This window comes from Pseudomonas sp. FSL R10-0056 (assembly GCF_009600105.1).
GTDB lineage: Bacteria > Pseudomonadota > Gammaproteobacteria > Pseudomonadales > Pseudomonadaceae > Aquipseudomonas > Aquipseudomonas bubulae.
Map to the genome: position 1 here is coordinate 56,660 of NZ_WIWL01000150.1, position 15,654 is coordinate 72,313.

Here is a 15,654-nt window from a genome sequence, read left to right on the forward strand (position 1 = left end):
CCCAACTTTCATCACATCCCGCCGCTAACCCTTACGGGCGTGGCCACTGCCATCCAATCGGAGTTTGATAACAATGAGCGTGGAAACTCAAAAAGAAACCCTGGGCTTCCAGACCGAGGTCAAGCAACTGCTGCACCTCATGATCCATTCGCTGTACTCCAACAAGGAAATCTTCCTTCGCGAACTGATCTCGAACGCCTCTGATGCTGTCGACAAATTACGTTTTGAAGCACTGTCCAAGCCAGATCTGCTGGAGGGCGGTGCCGAGCTTAAAATCCGTGTGAGCTTCGACAAAGACGCCAACACCGTCACCCTCGAAGACAACGGTATCGGCATGAACCGCGATGACGTGATCACCCACCTGGGTACGATCGCCAAGTCCGGCACTGCCGACTTCATGAAAAACCTCACCGGCGACCAGAAAAAAGATTCGCACCTGATCGGTCAGTTCGGCGTGGGTTTCTACTCGGCCTTTATCGTTGCCGACAAGGTTGACGTGTACAGCCGCCGTGCCGGTACCCCGGCAAGCGAGGGCGTGCACTGGTCTTCGAAGGGCGAAGGCGAGTTTGAAGTGGCCACCGTCGAGAAGGCCGACCGCGGCACCAAAATCGTGCTGCACCTCAAGCCTGGCGAATCCGAATTCGCTGACGGCTGGCGCCTGCGCAACATCATCAAGAAGTACTCCGACCATATCGCCCTGCCTATCGAACTGCCTAAAGAGCAGACCGTTGCCGAAGGCGAAGAAGCGCCTGCACTGGAATGGGAAACCGTCAACCGTGCCAGTGCTCTGTGGACCCGTCCTCGTACTGAAGTAAAGGACGAGGAATATCAGGAGTTCTACAAGCACATTGCCCATGACTACGAGAACCCGCTGGCCTGGAGCCACAACAAGGTTGAGGGCAAGCTCGAATACAGCTCGCTGCTCTACGTTCCGGCCCGTGCACCGTTTGATCTGTACCAGCGTGAAGCGCCTAAAGGCCTGAAGCTGTATGTGCAGCGTGTCTTCGTGATGGATCAGGCCGAGTCGTTCCTGCCGCTGTACCTGCGCTTTATCAAGGGCGTGATCGACTCCAACGACCTGTCGCTGAACGTGTCGCGGGAAATCCTGCAAAAAGACCCGATCATCGACTCGATGAAGACGGCGCTGACCAAGCGTGTACTCGACATGCTGGAAAAACTGGCGAAGAACGAGCCTGAGAAATATCAGGGCTTCTGGAAAAACTTCGGCCAGGTGATGAAAGAAGGTCCGGCCGAAGATTTCGCCAACAAGGAAAAAATCGCCGGTCTGCTGCGTTTTGCTTCGACCCACGGCGACGACGGCGAACAGAATGTTTCCTTGACCGACTACCTGGCCCGCGCCAAGGAAGGTCAGGACAAAATTTACTACCTGACCGGCGAAACCTACGCGCAGGTTAAAAACAGCCCGCACCTCGAAGTCTTCCGCAAAAAAGGCATCGAAGTCCTGCTGCTGACCGACCGCATCGACGAGTGGCTGATGAGCTACCTCAGCGACTTCGACGGCAAGAGCTTTGTCGACGTGGCCCGTGGTGACCTCGACCTGGGCAATCTGGACTCGGAAGAGGACAAGAAAGCGGCAGAAGAAGTGGCCAAGGCTAAAGAAGGTCTGGTTGAGCGCATCAAGGCTGCCTTGGGCGAGAGCGTCAGCGAAGTGCGCGTGTCGCATCGTCTGACTGATTCCCCGGCGATTCTTGCCATTGGTGAGCAGGATCTGGGCATGCAAATGCGTCAGATCCTCGAAGCCAGCGGTCAGAAAGTGCCTGAGTCCAAGCCTATCTTCGAGTTCAACCCGGCTCACCCGCTGATCGAGAAACTCGATGCAGAGCAGAGTGAAGAGCGTTTTGGCGACCTGTCGCACATCCTCTTCGATCAGGCAGCCCTGGCAGCCGGTGACAGTTTGAAAGACCCTGCGGCCTATGTCCGTCGGCTAAACAAATTGTTAGTAGAGTTGTCGGTCTAACCGCGCTATAAAAACCCGCTTCGGCGGGTTTTTTTTGTTTCAAATTCAGGAGTTTTTGATGAAATCCATTTCGGTCAGCTCTGTGGCTTATCAAATCGACGGCCAACCTTACGAAGGCCGTTTGGCCTTTGATCCGAGCCGTGAAGACCCGTTGCCGGGTTTGCTGATGGCGCCCAACTGGATGGGCATCAGCGCAGGCGCCGAAGAGATTGCCAAGTCGGTGGCAGAACAGGGTTATGTGGTACTGATCGCCGATTTGTATGGCCAGGGCACCCGGCCCGGCAACGCCGACGAGGCCGGTGCGGCGATGATGCCGCTCAAGAATGACCGTGCCTTGCTGCGCAAGCGTATGTGGGCAGCGTATGACATGCTGAAAAATCAGGGCCTGGCCCAGGTCGACAGCAACAAGCTGGCAACCTTTGGTTTCTGTTTTGGCGGGTGCTGTTCACTGGAACTGGCACGCAGCGGTGCACCGTTGCAAGCTGCGGTGTCATTCCACGGCACCCTGGACACACCTAACCCTATCGATGCCCAGAGCATCAAGGGCTCGGTGCTGGTGTTGCACGGCGCGTCTGACCCGTTGGTCCCCAGCGAGCAGCTACCAGCGTTTGAGGCGGAGATGAACGCGGCGGGTGTGGACTGGCAACTGACCAGCTATGGCGGCGCAGTGCATTCGTTCACTGACCCCCACGCCAATGTGCCGGGCAAGATGATGTACGACGCCAAAACTGCGGGTCGGGCGTTCACCGCCATGCATAACTTGCTGGATGAAGTGTTTCGCGATTAATCGCAATCACGACAGTCTGTGGGAGCGGGCTTGCTCGCGATGCTGACGGCTCGGTCTGTCAGACAACACCGGGCGATGCTATCGCGAGCAAGCCCGCTCCCACAGTGGTCACGCCGAACGTTCCATCACCTCGCTCACCGTCAAATCCCGCATCAACAACCCGTAGTTCAAGTCCACCTGCTCGGGGATCGGCAGGTACACGGTGTGGCCATCACCCGGCGCCACCTGGGTCGGCAAGCCTGCACTGTTAAGCAGCCGCTCCAGATCAAAGTGATAGTTGCCATGGGGTGTCATCAGCTCCAGATGATCGCCCAAAGCAAATCGGTTTTTCACTTTGACTTCGGCCAGGCCATTGCGTCGTTCGCCGGTCAATTCCCCGACAAACTGCTGACGATGGGACAGTGAGCTGCCATGCAGGTAGTTCTGGTATTCATCGTGTACATGGCGGCGCAAGAACCCTTCGGTATAACCACGCTGGGCCAGTGACTCCAGATCGGTCATCAGGCTGCGGTCAAACTCACGACCCGCCACCGCATCATCGATGGCCTTGCGATACACCTGGGTGGCCCGTGCGCAGTAAAAGTGCGACTTGGTGCGGCCCTCGATCTTCAGCGAATGCACGCCCATTTCCGCCAGCCGCGCTACATGCTGTACAGCACGCAGATCCTTGGAGTTCATGATGTAAGTACCGTGTTCGTCCTCGAACGCGGTCATCGGTTCATCGGCACGGTTGGCTTCGTTCAGCACAAACACTTCGTCAGTCGGCGCACCCACGCCCAGGGTTGGCTCGACCACATTGACGATATTGCCCAGCTCGTTTTCTGTACCCGGTCTGGCCTCGTACTTCCAGCGGCAGGCATTGGTGCAGCTGCCCTGGTTGGCATCTCGCTTATTCATGTAGCCAGATAACAGGCAGCGCCCGGAGTAGGCCATGCATAGCGCGCCATGTACGAAAATCTCCAGCTCCATATCGGGTACTTGCTGACGGATTTCTTCGATCTCTTCCAGCGACAACTCCCGGGACAGGATGATGCGGCTCAGGCCTTGCTGGCGCCAGAATTCAACACTGGCCCAGTTCACGGTATTGGCCTGAACCGACAAGTGAATCGGCACATGGGGGAAGTTTTTGCGCACCAGCATGATCAGGCCCGGGTCGGACATGATCAGCGCATCCGGTGCCATGGCAATTACCGGCTCCAGATCCTTGAGAAAGGTACGCAGCTTGGCGTTGTGCGGGGCGATATTGACCACCACGTAAAAACGTTTGCCCTGAGCCTGGGCTTCGGCGATGCCAATGGCCAGGTTGGTGTGGTCGAATTCGTTGTTGCGCACGCGCAAGCTGTAGCGTGGTTGGCCCGCATACACCGCGTCGGCGCCATACGCGAAGGCATAGCGCATATTTTTCAGGGTGCCGGCAGGGGCGAGGAGTTCGGGCGGAGCAAGGCGCATAGTCAGTTCGTTCGCAAAAAAGGCGCGATGGTAGTCGAGCCCTTGCTCCCGGCTATTGATCTGGATCTATGCTTTGCGCGGCCAGGTCAGCATCACAATGCCCGCGACCACAATCAGGCCGCCGATGATCTGGCCGCTGCTGAGCAACTGGTCAAGAATCAGCCAGCCAAACAGCAGGCTCGCCACCGGTTCGACGTTCATTACCGGTGCGTTGCGGGCCATGTTCAGCCGCGTCATGCAGATAAACAACAGGCAGAAGCCCAGCCCGTAAAGCGCAACCAGAAAGGCCAGGGCTGTCCAGCCGGTAGACGAGGAGGGCAGCGACACCCCGCCCGGCAGCACCCCGCTGACTCCGGCCAGGGCTGCCGCACAAAATACGATAAGCATGGTCAGCATGCTACGCACCGTACCGCGCAGGCTCGAGAGTTTGTGATCGGTGATCCATAGCGCACAGGCAAACACGCAAGCGGCAGCAAAGCCGAAGAGGATGCCTTCGAGCCACTGTGCCTCGGTACTGTGCTGGCTGGACAAACGTTCGGGCACGTCGAGGGCAAACACCAGGCCGCACATGATCAGCCCCATCAGCAGTGCCGCCCGCAGGGTGGGTGCCGCACCGCCCAGGGCCCAGGTCAGCAGTACCAGCAGGATCGGCGCCATATTGCCGATCAACAATGCCAGGGCCACGGGGATACGGGCCACGGCTGAATAAATGCAGAAGCTTTGTGCTGCGATCAGCAATCCCAACAGCAATTGCCAACGCCAGTTGGCGGGGGTTAGCCGAGGGCGCTCGCGTTGCCATAGCACCAGGCCGGTCAATACCAGCAAGGTCACGCCAGCACGACATAGAATCGCCAGCAGCAAACCGGTGTCGTGGTCGAAGGCAATCCGGGCGGCGATATGATTGCCCGCAAAAGCGCAGGCCAGCAGTACCAGAATCAATACTGCGATATGGCGGGGGAACAACGCAGGAGCAGACATAAGCAACCAGCCTCCTTGGCTGGAAATAGAGCCGCTTCAATATCCCTGTGGGAGCGAGCTCCCACAGGGGTAAGGCGGGGTTACAGCACCAGGTTTGGCAACCACAGCGAGATGGCCGGAACGTAGGTCACCAGCATCAGCACCATAAACAGTGCCAGGTAGAATGGCAGCAGCGCTTTAACGGTGTTTTCGATGGTGACCTTGCCCACGGCTGCACCCACGAACAGCACCGCGCCCACCGGCGGTGTGATCAGGCCGATGCCCAGGTTGACCAGCATGATCATGCCAAAATGTACCGGGTCGACACCGATACCGATAATCACCGGCAGCAGGATCGGGGTGAGGATCAGTATCAGCGGCGCCATGTCCATCACCGTGCCCAGCAACAACAACATGACGTTGATGCACATCAGGATCACGTAGCGGTTATCCGACAGGGTCAGGAACGCGGTGGTGATCTTCATCGGGATTTCCATCAGCGTCAGGATGTAACCGAAGCTGGCAGCAAAGCCGATCAGGATCATCACGATGGAAATGGTACGCACCGCCCGATGCATCAGCTTGGGCAGATCACGCCACTTGTAGTCGCGGTAAATGAACATGGTGACGAAGAACGACCACACCACCGCGACCGCCGCCGACTCGGTGGCAGTGAAGACGCCAGTGAGGATGCCGCCAAGGATGATGACCATGGCCATCAGGCCCCACATCGCTTCACCGGCGATTTTCAGCGCGGTGCGCAGCGGGATCACTTCACCCTTGGGGTAGTTGCGTCTGCGCGCAAAGATCATGCACAGGCCCATCATCACTGCGCTGAGCAACAACCCCGGCATGATCCCGGCCATAAACAGCGAAGCGATCGATACCGTGCCGCCCGCTGCCAGCGAGTACAGCACCGAGTTGTGGCTGGGCGGGGTGAGCAAAGCCTGTACCGAGCCGCTGACCGTTACCGCCGTGGAGAACTCACGGGGGTAACCGGCGCGCTCCATTTCCGGAATCAGTACCGAGCCCACGGAAGCGGTGTCGGCGACGGAAGAGCCGGAAATCGCACCAAAGAAGGTCGAGGCGACGATATTGACCAGCGACAGACCGCCGCGCACAAACCCTACCAGTACCCCGGCAAAGGCCACCAGCCGACGTGACATGCCGCCTTCGGCCATGATGGCACCGGCCAGGACAAAAAACGGGATGGCCAGCAGCGAGAACTTGTTAACCCCGCCAGCGACTTGAATCATCAGGGCATCGAACGGGATATCGATCCACCAGGCGCCGACCAGTGCCGACAGACCCAGCGCGTAGGCGACCGGCATGCCGATAAGGATCAGGGCGATAAAACTGCCCAACAGTACGAAAGCGTCCATTTATACGGCCTCTTCGCTGGCTTCTACAATGTCGAACCGCACGGCACGGCGGTGGCTTTGGTCACCCAGGAAGAGTTTTTCCAGGACGAAGATCAGGGTCACGATGCCGCCCAGCGGGATAGGCAAATAGGAGATGCCTACGCGCAAACCCGGCATTTCGCCAAGAAACTGGTTCCATGTGGTCGCGCACAGTTTGAAGCCCTTGACCGTCATAAACAGGCAGACGATGACCATCAGGATTTGCACCAGCACCGCGGCCAGTTTGCGGACATGGGCCGGCATGCGCTCGACCGCCATCGCCACTGCCATGTGGGCACCGGCACGGTAGCTGGCGGCAGCGCCGAAGAAGGTAAACACCACCATCAGCAGAATGGCGGTGGGCTCGGGCCAGCTGGAGCCGCTGCCCAGCACGTAGCGGGCAAAAATGCCCCAGGGGATGATCAAGGTCATGGTCAGCACCGACAAACCGGCGATCCCGATGCAGGCCCTGTACAGCAAGTCATTAAAGCGCAGTACGGTATTTTTCATGGGGCTCACCACTACGCGGCAAACGGACTTGCGCCCGTTGCGGCGGCGTTATCGGACTGGCTTATTGGACGGCTTCGATGCGCGAGATCAGATCTTTGTAGTTGGCACCGTACTTGTCGCGAACCGGCTGGGTGGCGTCGTAGAAGGCTTTTTTCTGCTCCGGGGTGAGGGTGATGAATTCCACGCCGGCAGTTTTGAGTTTGGTTTCGCTCTCTGCGGATTTTTTGTCCCAGATCACTCGCTCTTCCATTTGCGCTTCACGGGCCAGTTTTTGCACCAGGGCTTGTTGCTCGGGGCTGAGTTTGGCCCAGGTGGTCTTGGCGATCACGATCGGCTCGGGGAGGATCAGGTGGTCGGTCCAGGTGAAGTACTTGGCGTTCTGGTAGTGGTTGTGCTCAAGGAAGGTCGGCGGGTTGTTCTCTGCGCCATCGATCACGCCGGTCTGCAGGGCGCTGAAAATCTCGCCGGTGGCCATGGCAATGCCATTGCCGCCCATGTCGTTGATGGTGTCGATAAACACCGGGTTGCCTTGTACGCGGATTTTCATGCCTTTGAGGTCGGCAATCTCACGTACCGGTTTTTTTGTGTACAGGTTGCGTGTGCCGCCGTCCATCCAGGCCAGCGCGACCATATTGAAGTCGGAGTTGGTGATTTTATCCAGCATCTCCTGGCCGATTTCGCCGTCGATGATCTTGCGCATATGGGCTTGGTCGCGGAACACGAACGGCAGGTTGAAGGCATTGGTTTCCGGTACTACCGGACCAAGGATGCCGAGGCTGACCCGGGTCATCTGCACCGCGCCGGACTGCAATTGTTCGACCACTTCTTTCTCTGAACCCAGTACGCCACCAGCAAACATCTTGAAAGAAATATCGCCGTTGCTCTGTTCCTGAAGCTTTTTGCCCATTTCCTGTTCGGCCAGCACCGGCGGATAGCCAGTGGGATGAACCTCGGCGAACTTGATCTTGATTTCGGCCTGGGCCACGCCTGAGAGGCAGAAGGCCAGGGGGAGAGCAGCAATCAGCAGGGTGCGTTTGAAATCCATGGGTCACTCCAAATATTGTTTTTGTTATTTCAAGGTGTTGGATCGGTTGTCAGTTAGTCAGTAGTGGCTCCGGCAAGCCCTTGACCCCGGGGCGGAGGGCAAACACGCCTCCTGCCAACGGCTGGTCGGCGAGATCGCCTGCAGGGCGGATCGAGGTCACAAACAGGGTGTCCAGATCAGCGCCGCCAAAAGCGCACATCGCCGGTTTTTTCACGGGTACGGTCAGGGAGCGGTCGAGCTTGCCTTGCGGGGTGAAACGGTGGATCAGCCCGGCATCGTTGCCGCAAATCCAGTAGCAGCCCTCGGCATCCACGGCGGCGCCATCGGGGCGACCCGGGTGCTTGCCCATGTCCACAAACAGGCGACGGTTGTGAGGGGTACCCGTGTCGGTGTCGTAGTCAAAAGCCCAGATTTTTTGCACGTCCGGGTGTGAGTCCGACAGGTATAAGGTTTTGCCATCGGGGCTGAACGCCAGGCCGTTGGGCACGATCAAGCCCTGCAGTTGCGCAGTGAGCGGCTCGGTCTGGCCTGCGTTGTAGCGGTACATGGCGCCCACCGGGGCGCCGGCGGCCATGTTCATCACCATGGTGCCCGCCCAGAAGCGGCCCTGGCGGTCGCAGCGGCCATCGTTGAAGCGCATGCCTGGCAGGGCGTGGGTCACGCTGGCCAGCAAACGACTGTCGAGGCTGCCATCGGCGTGAGGGGTGATAGCGAACAGACCGTTTTCCATCGCGGCGATCCAACTGCCATGACCTGTCTGAGCAATGCAGGCGAGCATTTGCGAGGCTTGCCAACTGTGCTCTTTACCATCGGCGGGGCTCCAGCGATGCAAGCGTTTTGCCGGGATATCCACCCAGTAAAGTGCCTGCTCCGCGATGCTCCAGACCGGGCTTTCGCCGGTGGCATTACGTGCATCGAGAATCAGTTCAGCTGTCATGATGCCTCGACCTCTGTGATCTTGTTTTGGTGGCAGGGGCGTATTTATTCGTCGCCAAACGGGCCGGCAGCCACGAAGGCACCGCCCTGGTAAACCATGCTCGGGTCATTGGCCGCAGGCATCGGCTGAGCTTCGATCTTGTCGCGAAACACTTCAGAGGTGTCTCTGGGCTCAAAACCCAGGTGGGCGGCATAGCGGTTGTCCCACCACACATTGAGGTTGTTGGAGGCGCCATAGACCACGGTGTGGCCGACATCCGGCGTGTACAGCGAGCGCTCGAGCAGCTGTGTAAGGTCAGCAAAGCTCAGCCAGGTACTCATCATCCGGCGGTTTTGCGGCTCGGGGAACGAGGAACCGATGCGGATGCTGACGGTTTCGATGCCATAGCGATCGAAGTAGAAGGTGGCCATGTCTTCGCCATAAGACTTGGACAGCCCGTAGTAACTGTCAGGCCGGCGCGGGGAGTGGGCATCCAGGGTCTGGTCCTGTTTGTAGAACCCGATGACATGGTTGGAACTGGCGAAAATCACCCGTTTGACGCCATGCCGGCGTGCCGCTTCGTAGATATGGAAAATGCCGCTGATATTGGGGCCGAGGATCTCTTCGAACGGGCGCTCCACCGAGACACCGCCAAAGTGCAGGATGGCGTCTACCCCTTCAACCAGCTGGTGGACGGCCTGTTTGTCGGCAAGGTCGCAGATGAGCACTTCCTCGCGGCTGTCGGCAGCGGGAGCCATTGCGGCGATATCTGAAAGTCGCAGCACCCTGGCGTAGGGCTTGAGGGTTTCGCGTAGCACCTTCCCCAGACCGCCAGCAGCACCGGTGAGGAGAAGGCGATTGAAGGGGGTTTGGACAGTGTGTGTGGTTGTCATCAAAGGGCCCTGTCGTACTTGTTATTGTCAGTTGTCGTATGACTTGGGTTGGATTATTCACAGTCATTGCGGTGGTTGTCAATGCACAAGTGATCTGGATTATTCACCAAAAGCACCCTCTCCCAAAGGGAGAGGGGACTAAAGGCAAAAGCAGTTCTGCGTAACACCACACATCAGCCCCCTCTCCCTTTGGGAGAGGGCAGGGGTGAGGGTCGCAAGCGCCCCCCGATGGCACAGACATGACTTACAGCAACGACAACGGATAGCTGATAAAGATGCGGTTTTCGTCGAATTCGTGGGTGCTGTAGTCGCGCCGGATACTCGCATTGCGCCAGCGCAGGTTAAGGTCCTTGAACGTACCGGCCTGTACGGTGTAAGCCAGTTCCGATTCGCGGCCCCATTCCTTGCCATCGGTGATGCTGCCGGTGTGGATGTTATCGCCACTGATATAGCGGTTCATCATGGTCAGGCCGGGGACGCCGAGCACCGCGAAATCCAGGTCATGACGCACTTGCCAGGAGCGCTCCTTGGCCAGGTCATAGCTGGAGTTGTAGCTGTCGTTGGCCAGGGTTCCGCCGCTGGTGCCATTGACCCTGAACCAGCCATCGTCGCCACTGATTTTCTGCAGGCCCACATACAGAGTGTTGCCCTTGTATTTGGCCGACAGCAGGGCGTAGGCGGTTCTATTGTCCAGGTCCCCCGCCAGTTTGTTACCGTCTTCCTTGCCCCAGAAATAACCGAGGTTTGCGCCCAGCGTCACATCGCCAACAGGTTGGCTGTGCAACACGTTTAAAAATTGCTGCTGGTAGATGTCTTCCAGCTGGGCATACCACAGGCCGACCTGGGTACGCTTTTCATTGAAGCTGTAATCACCGCCGGCAAAGTTGAAGCGATCGGAGGTAAAGGCACCTTTGCCGTTGAGCGACATGTCTTCCATGCTTGCGTCGTTACGCGGGCTGTTGGCGCGGAACTGGCCACCGTAGAGGTTCAGCCCGGCGATTTCTTTTGAAGTGATCTGGCCGCCACGGAAGGTTTGCGGCAAGGAGCGGCCATCGTCCGAGCGCAGGATCGGCAGTACCGGCATCCACTCGCCGATTTTCAGTTCCGTATTGGAGATTTTGGCCTTGGCCGCAACACCCAAACGACCAAAGTTATCGGCGGGCTCACCATCGCTGTGGGTCGGTAACAGTTGAGTACCGACCGTGCCCTTGCCGCCGTCGAGTTTTTGCGAGTAAAGCCCCAGTACATCCACTCCGAAACCGACAGTGCCCTGGGTAAAGCCGGACTTGACGTCGAGAATGAAGTTTTGCGTCCACTCTTCGGCCTTGCTTTGCGGGTAGTCAGGGTTGGTATAGTTGCGGTTGATGTAGGCGTTGCGCAGGTTCAATGTAGCCTTGGTGTCATCGATAAAGCCTTCGGCCATACCGCTGACGGGCAGCGCCAGACCCATGCTGCCAAGGCCCAGCAACACCAGCGAGCGGGTACCACGGGAGGTTCTTGAGCAAGTGAACAGGGAGGGGGCACAGGTAGGTGTGATCATCCGTAGAGCTCCTGAGTATTATTATTTTTGTTATCTGTCGTCGTACAACCAGGCAGATTATTTACAGAGTGTCTAGGGAGTTGTCAATGTCAGCGGCTACACTGGGTGCACCAGATTCCTACTCGCATCACTGACATGGATGGCTCATGAACGAAACAAGTCTGCAACGTAAAACCCTGCTCCTGTTGCTGGCCTTGGTCACAATTGCATTCATCTGGATTTTATTGCCGTTTTATGGCGCGATTTTTTGGGCTGTTGCCCTGGGGATTCTGTTTGCACCCCTGCAACGCAAGCTGCTACTCAAGCTAAAAGGCCGACGCAACCTGGCAACTTTTACCACGCTGGGGGCCTGTACGGTGATCGCGATCATCCCGGTCATCATCACCACGACCTTGCTGGTGCAGGAAGTGGCAACGCTCTACGAGGATGTTGAAAGCGGCAGAATCAACGTCGCCAGCTATGTCATGCAGTTCAAGGATATCCTGCCGGCCACCGCCCAGGACTGGCTTGACCGTTTCGGCATGGGCAATATCGACGGGCTGAGCGAGAAAGTATCCAAGGGTGCACTCGAAGGCAGCCAGTTTTTTGCCACCCAGGTGTTCAGCTTTGGTCAGAGCACCTTTGATCTGGTGGTGAGCTTTTTCATCATGCTGTACCTGCTGTACTTCTTTATTCGTGATGGCCAGCAAATGGTGCGCACCATCCGCAACGCGGTACCGCTTGCCGAACAGCAAAAACGTCTGTTGCAGCTCAAATTGCGCCGTGTGGTCCGGGCCTCGGTCAAGGGCAACCTGGCGGTGGCCATTACCCAGGGGGCATTGGGCGGGGTGATTTTCTGGGTACTGGGCATTCACAGCGCGCTGTTCTGGGCGGTGCTGATGATGTTCCTGTCGCTGTTGCCCGCCGTGGGTGCCGGCATCGTCTGGGCACCGGTCGCGGTTTACTTCGTGGTGACCGGCTCGGTCTGGCAGGGTGTGGTGCTGGCGCTGTATGGGGTTTTTGTGATCGGCATGGTGGACAACGTGCTGCGCCCCATCCTGGTGGGCAAGGACACAAAAATGCCGGACTTCCTGATTTTGATCTCGACCCTGGGCGGCATGGCGATCTTCGGCCTCAATGGCTTTGTGATCGGGCCATTGATTGCCGCCCTGTTCCTGTCCAGCTGGGGCCTGTTCAGTGGCACCCGGCGCAAGGTGCGGTTGCCAGCCGATATCCCGTCCGGCGATTAACGGAAGCTGTAGGAAACCCCCACGTAGGCGCCCCTGCCTTCACCGGGGGTGGAGCGCGCGGCGTCCAGTCCCTTGTCGTCATACCCTGGCGTAACCGTAGCCGCATAGCGCTCGCCGCTCAGATTGCGCAGATCGAGCCAGGCTTGCCAGTCCTGCTTGGGGGCGTTGTAGCCCAGGGTTGCGCCCCAAAGCATATAGGACGAGGTGTAATACGAGTTGGCATAATCCACCGCCATACGTGAGGCAACCTGGGTGTTCACCCCGGCATAGAAGCCCTGCGGGTGGTCATAGCGCACTTCGGCCTGGTAGTAGTGTTGCGGGATCCCCGGTAACTTATTGTCGCCAAAGCGCTCGTCGTCACGGTAATGGAAGTCGCTGAAGGTGTAAGCCTGGCGCAGGGATACCTTGCCCACTGCTTGTTTTTCCCACAGCAGGCTGTTGAGTCCTGCTTCGATGCCTTGGTGCACGGTGGGGCTGGCGTTGGACTCGCCGACAATCGGGCTTTGGGTGAGAGTGGCGGCCTGGGTTTCGACGCTCAGCAGTTCATGGCGCACGGCTGAGTAATACCAAGCCAGATCCCACTGCCCGAGCCACGAATCGCCACGGGTGCCCAGTTCCAGAGTAGTAGCAGTTTGATTGTCCAGCGACACGGGGGTGCTCTGGCGACCGGTAGCCGGGCCACTGTTGACCGGGAAGGTAAACGGCGAGCCCCAGATCATCGACCACGGGTGCGGCGGCTCAACCGAACGGCTCAGGTTGCCGTATACCTGCAAGTGCGGATTGAACTCGTAACGCAGGCCGATACGCGGCGCGTAGTCCCAGTCATGCTGGCTGACCTTGCCACCGCTGTCGGGGTAGCTCACGTCGCTCTCGCGGCGGGTGTAGATCAGGGCCATGCCGGTGGTCAGCCACAGGTCGGGGATCAGTTCCAGATCATTGCTGGCGTGCAGCACGGTGTCGGAACCCTGGTAACTGAAGTCGCGAATCTTGGTGCCCGGGGCATAGCCTGCAGTGTTGCCCACAGGGATACGCACATATTCCGATGCGCCACTGTTGGGCAAATGCTTGGTGTTGCGCAGGCCCACGGTGGTGTTGCTTTCAAGGCCAAACAGAGTGTCGCGGCGCTTGTAGTTGAGCGTGCCGCTGACATCGGTGTAGGCAACTTTCAAACGGTTAGGGCCTTCTCGCAGATCCATCGGGTAGTCGTGATAGACCAGGCCCACTTCCAGCTGCGAATCGTCATCCAGGTACATCGTGGTCTTGTTGCCCAGCCAGGTACTGCCGGGTTGCGGGCGGCTGTAGTCCCCTGCCACATAGGCCGGGTTGGCTGCGCGGGGGTGATGCTTGATATTGTCTTTGGTCACGCGCCCGGCCAGTTCGTTATCGGTTTCGCGATAGCGCAGGTAGAAGCGGGTTTCCAGTTGTGGACTGAAGCGATAGCCGACATTGGCTGCGATGCCTTTGCTGCTGCCAGCGGTATGGTGTTGATAGCCGTCGGTGTCTGAGTCGGTCAGGGCGACATAGTAGTCCAGATCTCCCAGCACCTGCCCGGAGCTGATCTGGCGTTTCTGATAGCCATAGCTGCCCGTTTCGTAACGCACCTGCAATGGCGCGGCGTCGTAGCCGGTGTGGGTGACGTAGTTGATCGAGCCGCCCAGGGCCAGCGAGCCGGTGTCGAAGCCATTGGCGCCGCGCAGCACTTCGGCGCGGCTCAACCATAGCGGCTCGAACAGTTCGTAGGGTGTGCCGCCGGGGCCGGTCAGCGGCAGGCCGTCGAACATCACGTACAGCCCCGATCCGTGGGCGCTGGGGGCGCGGTTGATGCCCGAGCCGCGCACCGAGACCTTGGCCCCGTCATTGCCCGCCGATTGCGCGTATACCCCTGGCTGGTAGGCCAGCACATCGGCATTGCTGGCGGTGCGACCGTTTTCGACGCGGGCCATATCGATCAGGTTGCTGGCGCCGGGCACTTCATTGAGTGCGTTCTGGGCGGCTTCCAGTTCGCTGCTTTCTTCGCTGCGTACCTGCACCTCACCCAGTTCCAGGGCACTGCCGTAGGCGGGGGTGGCACTGAGGAGTGCCAAAGGTAAAAGCGAGGAGAACACGGATCGCATTAATGGAGCTTCCAGATCGATGGGCGGGCGGCGCGCCAGCCTATACAAGCCCGGAATCACTCGCAACTGTCACGGCTGCAATCCAGTTGTGGGAGCGAGCCTGCTCGCGAAGCTGCAAGCTCACGATTTTTCGGGATTTATCGCACAGGTTTGGCAATTGCTGGAGGTCTGATGCGGGGCCTATAGTGGGTGCTCGCCGATAAGGCGACCGGGATTGGCGATCCGCAGTAACTTTAAATAAGTACATAATTGCTATTTACGGTTGAGCGTGTAATTTGCTCGAAATGTTTTATGGCAGTTGTACGTGGGAGATCTTCGGGTCTGCCGGGTTTTCTTAAAGTTACCGGTTCGCCAACCCACGTACAGCGGCCACCTTTTTTGTTTGGCGACAAAAATGGATGGCTAAATCCAACTTTAAGAGACTTTCTTATGACGAATTCACCGTATATCCCGTTAACAGCCATTGACTGCACCATCCCCGCCTTGCTAATCGATCGCAACGTCCCCCTCGATGTGCTCCATGCCAACGCCGTCGCCCGCGTTCTGGCTGTAACTCAACTGATGGAATCGTTCTCCAGCCGCGAAGTGCAGCAGGCCGATTCGGTTGATCTCAAACATCTGGCTACGGTTTCAGCGCAATTGCTGCGCGATGGTTGTGACCTGCTCGATGTGCTGGGCTGGCGCTTGCGGCCCGCTTGATCGTGTTTGTTTAACTGATACGTTGAGTACATATCCGGCATTTGTGTCTAACTTAAATAGTGGTTTCGCCCTTACGGCGAGTCCCTTTTTGAAGGACCTGTACGGACCGGACACATGGTTGACGGGTGTGCGGGGAC

Annotated in this window: 13 protein-coding genes; 4 read left to right on the forward strand and 9 right to left on the reverse strand. The window is 58.3% G+C overall.

Annotated features, from left to right (window positions below):
- Positions 1–73 precede the first annotated feature (73 nt).
- Positions 74–1,978, forward strand: a complete 1,905-nt coding sequence (htpG, locus tag GHO42_RS08075) for a molecular chaperone HtpG (RefSeq protein WP_016780177.1) — start codon at positions 74–76, stop codon at positions 1,976–1,978.
- Positions 1,979–2,036: 58 nt separating this feature from the next.
- Positions 2,037–2,765: a dienelactone hydrolase family protein gene (locus tag GHO42_RS08080; RefSeq protein WP_095019113.1), complete on the forward strand. Its 729-nt coding sequence runs from the start codon at positions 2,037–2,039 to the stop codon at positions 2,763–2,765.
- A 108-nt stretch (positions 2,766–2,873) separates the two neighbouring features.
- On the opposite strand, the gene yegQ is transcribed toward GHO42_RS08080, so the two are convergent.
- From yegQ to GHO42_RS08120, 8 genes are all read right to left on the reverse strand, one after another.
- A complete protein-coding gene (gene yegQ, locus GHO42_RS08085; protein ID WP_095019114.1) occupies positions 2,874–4,214 on the reverse strand; it encodes a tRNA 5-hydroxyuridine modification protein YegQ in 1,341 nt (446 codons plus the stop codon).
- A 66-nt stretch (positions 4,215–4,280) separates the two neighbouring features.
- On the reverse strand, positions 4,281–5,192 hold the full coding sequence (locus GHO42_RS08090) for a DMT family transporter (RefSeq protein WP_095019115.1): 912 nt from the start codon (positions 5,190–5,192) through the stop codon (positions 4,281–4,283).
- Positions 5,193–5,272: 80 nt separating this feature from the next.
- A complete protein-coding gene (locus GHO42_RS08095) occupies positions 5,273–6,553 on the reverse strand; it encodes a TRAP transporter large permease (protein ID WP_095002109.1) in 1,281 nt (426 codons plus the stop codon).
- Positions 6,554–7,081 (reverse strand): TRAP transporter small permease, encoded by a 528-nt coding sequence (locus tag GHO42_RS08100; RefSeq protein WP_095002108.1) that lies wholly within the window; start codon positions 7,079–7,081, stop codon positions 6,554–6,556.
- Positions 7,082–7,142: 61 nt separating this feature from the next.
- Entirely contained in the window at positions 7,143–8,126 is a 984-nt protein-coding gene (locus GHO42_RS08105) for a TRAP transporter substrate-binding protein (protein ID WP_095002107.1), read from the reverse strand.
- Positions 8,127–8,175: 49 nt separating this feature from the next.
- On the reverse strand, positions 8,176–9,063 hold the full coding sequence (locus GHO42_RS08110; protein ID WP_153327510.1) for an SMP-30/gluconolactonase/LRE family protein: 888 nt from the start codon (positions 9,061–9,063) through the stop codon (positions 8,176–8,178).
- A 44-nt stretch (positions 9,064–9,107) separates the two neighbouring features.
- Positions 9,108–9,935 (reverse strand): NAD(P)-dependent oxidoreductase, encoded by an 828-nt coding sequence (locus GHO42_RS08115; protein WP_153327512.1) that lies wholly within the window; start codon positions 9,933–9,935, stop codon positions 9,108–9,110.
- A 244-nt stretch (positions 9,936–10,179) separates the two neighbouring features.
- Positions 10,180–11,475, reverse strand: a complete 1,296-nt coding sequence (locus tag GHO42_RS08120) for an OprD family porin (RefSeq protein WP_095002104.1) — start codon at positions 11,473–11,475, stop codon at positions 10,180–10,182.
- Between the two features lie 146 nt (positions 11,476–11,621).
- On the opposite strand from GHO42_RS08120, the gene GHO42_RS08125 reads away from it, so the two are divergent.
- Positions 11,622–12,704: an AI-2E family transporter gene (locus tag GHO42_RS08125; protein WP_153327515.1), complete on the forward strand. Its 1,083-nt coding sequence runs from the start codon at positions 11,622–11,624 to the stop codon at positions 12,702–12,704.
- Here the strand turns inward: GHO42_RS08125 and GHO42_RS08130 are convergent.
- Positions 12,701–14,818, reverse strand: a complete 2,118-nt coding sequence (locus GHO42_RS08130) for a TonB-dependent receptor domain-containing protein (RefSeq protein WP_153327517.1) — start codon at positions 14,816–14,818, stop codon at positions 12,701–12,703. The two genes, GHO42_RS08125 and GHO42_RS08130, sit on opposite strands and share 4 nt — an antisense overlap.
- Before the next feature lie 429 nt (positions 14,819–15,247).
- On the opposite strand from GHO42_RS08130, the gene GHO42_RS08135 reads away from it, so the two are divergent.
- Entirely contained in the window at positions 15,248–15,517 is a 270-nt protein-coding gene (locus tag GHO42_RS08135; protein ID WP_095019118.1) for a short-chain dehydrogenase, read from the forward strand.
- Positions 15,518–15,654 lie beyond the last annotated feature (137 nt).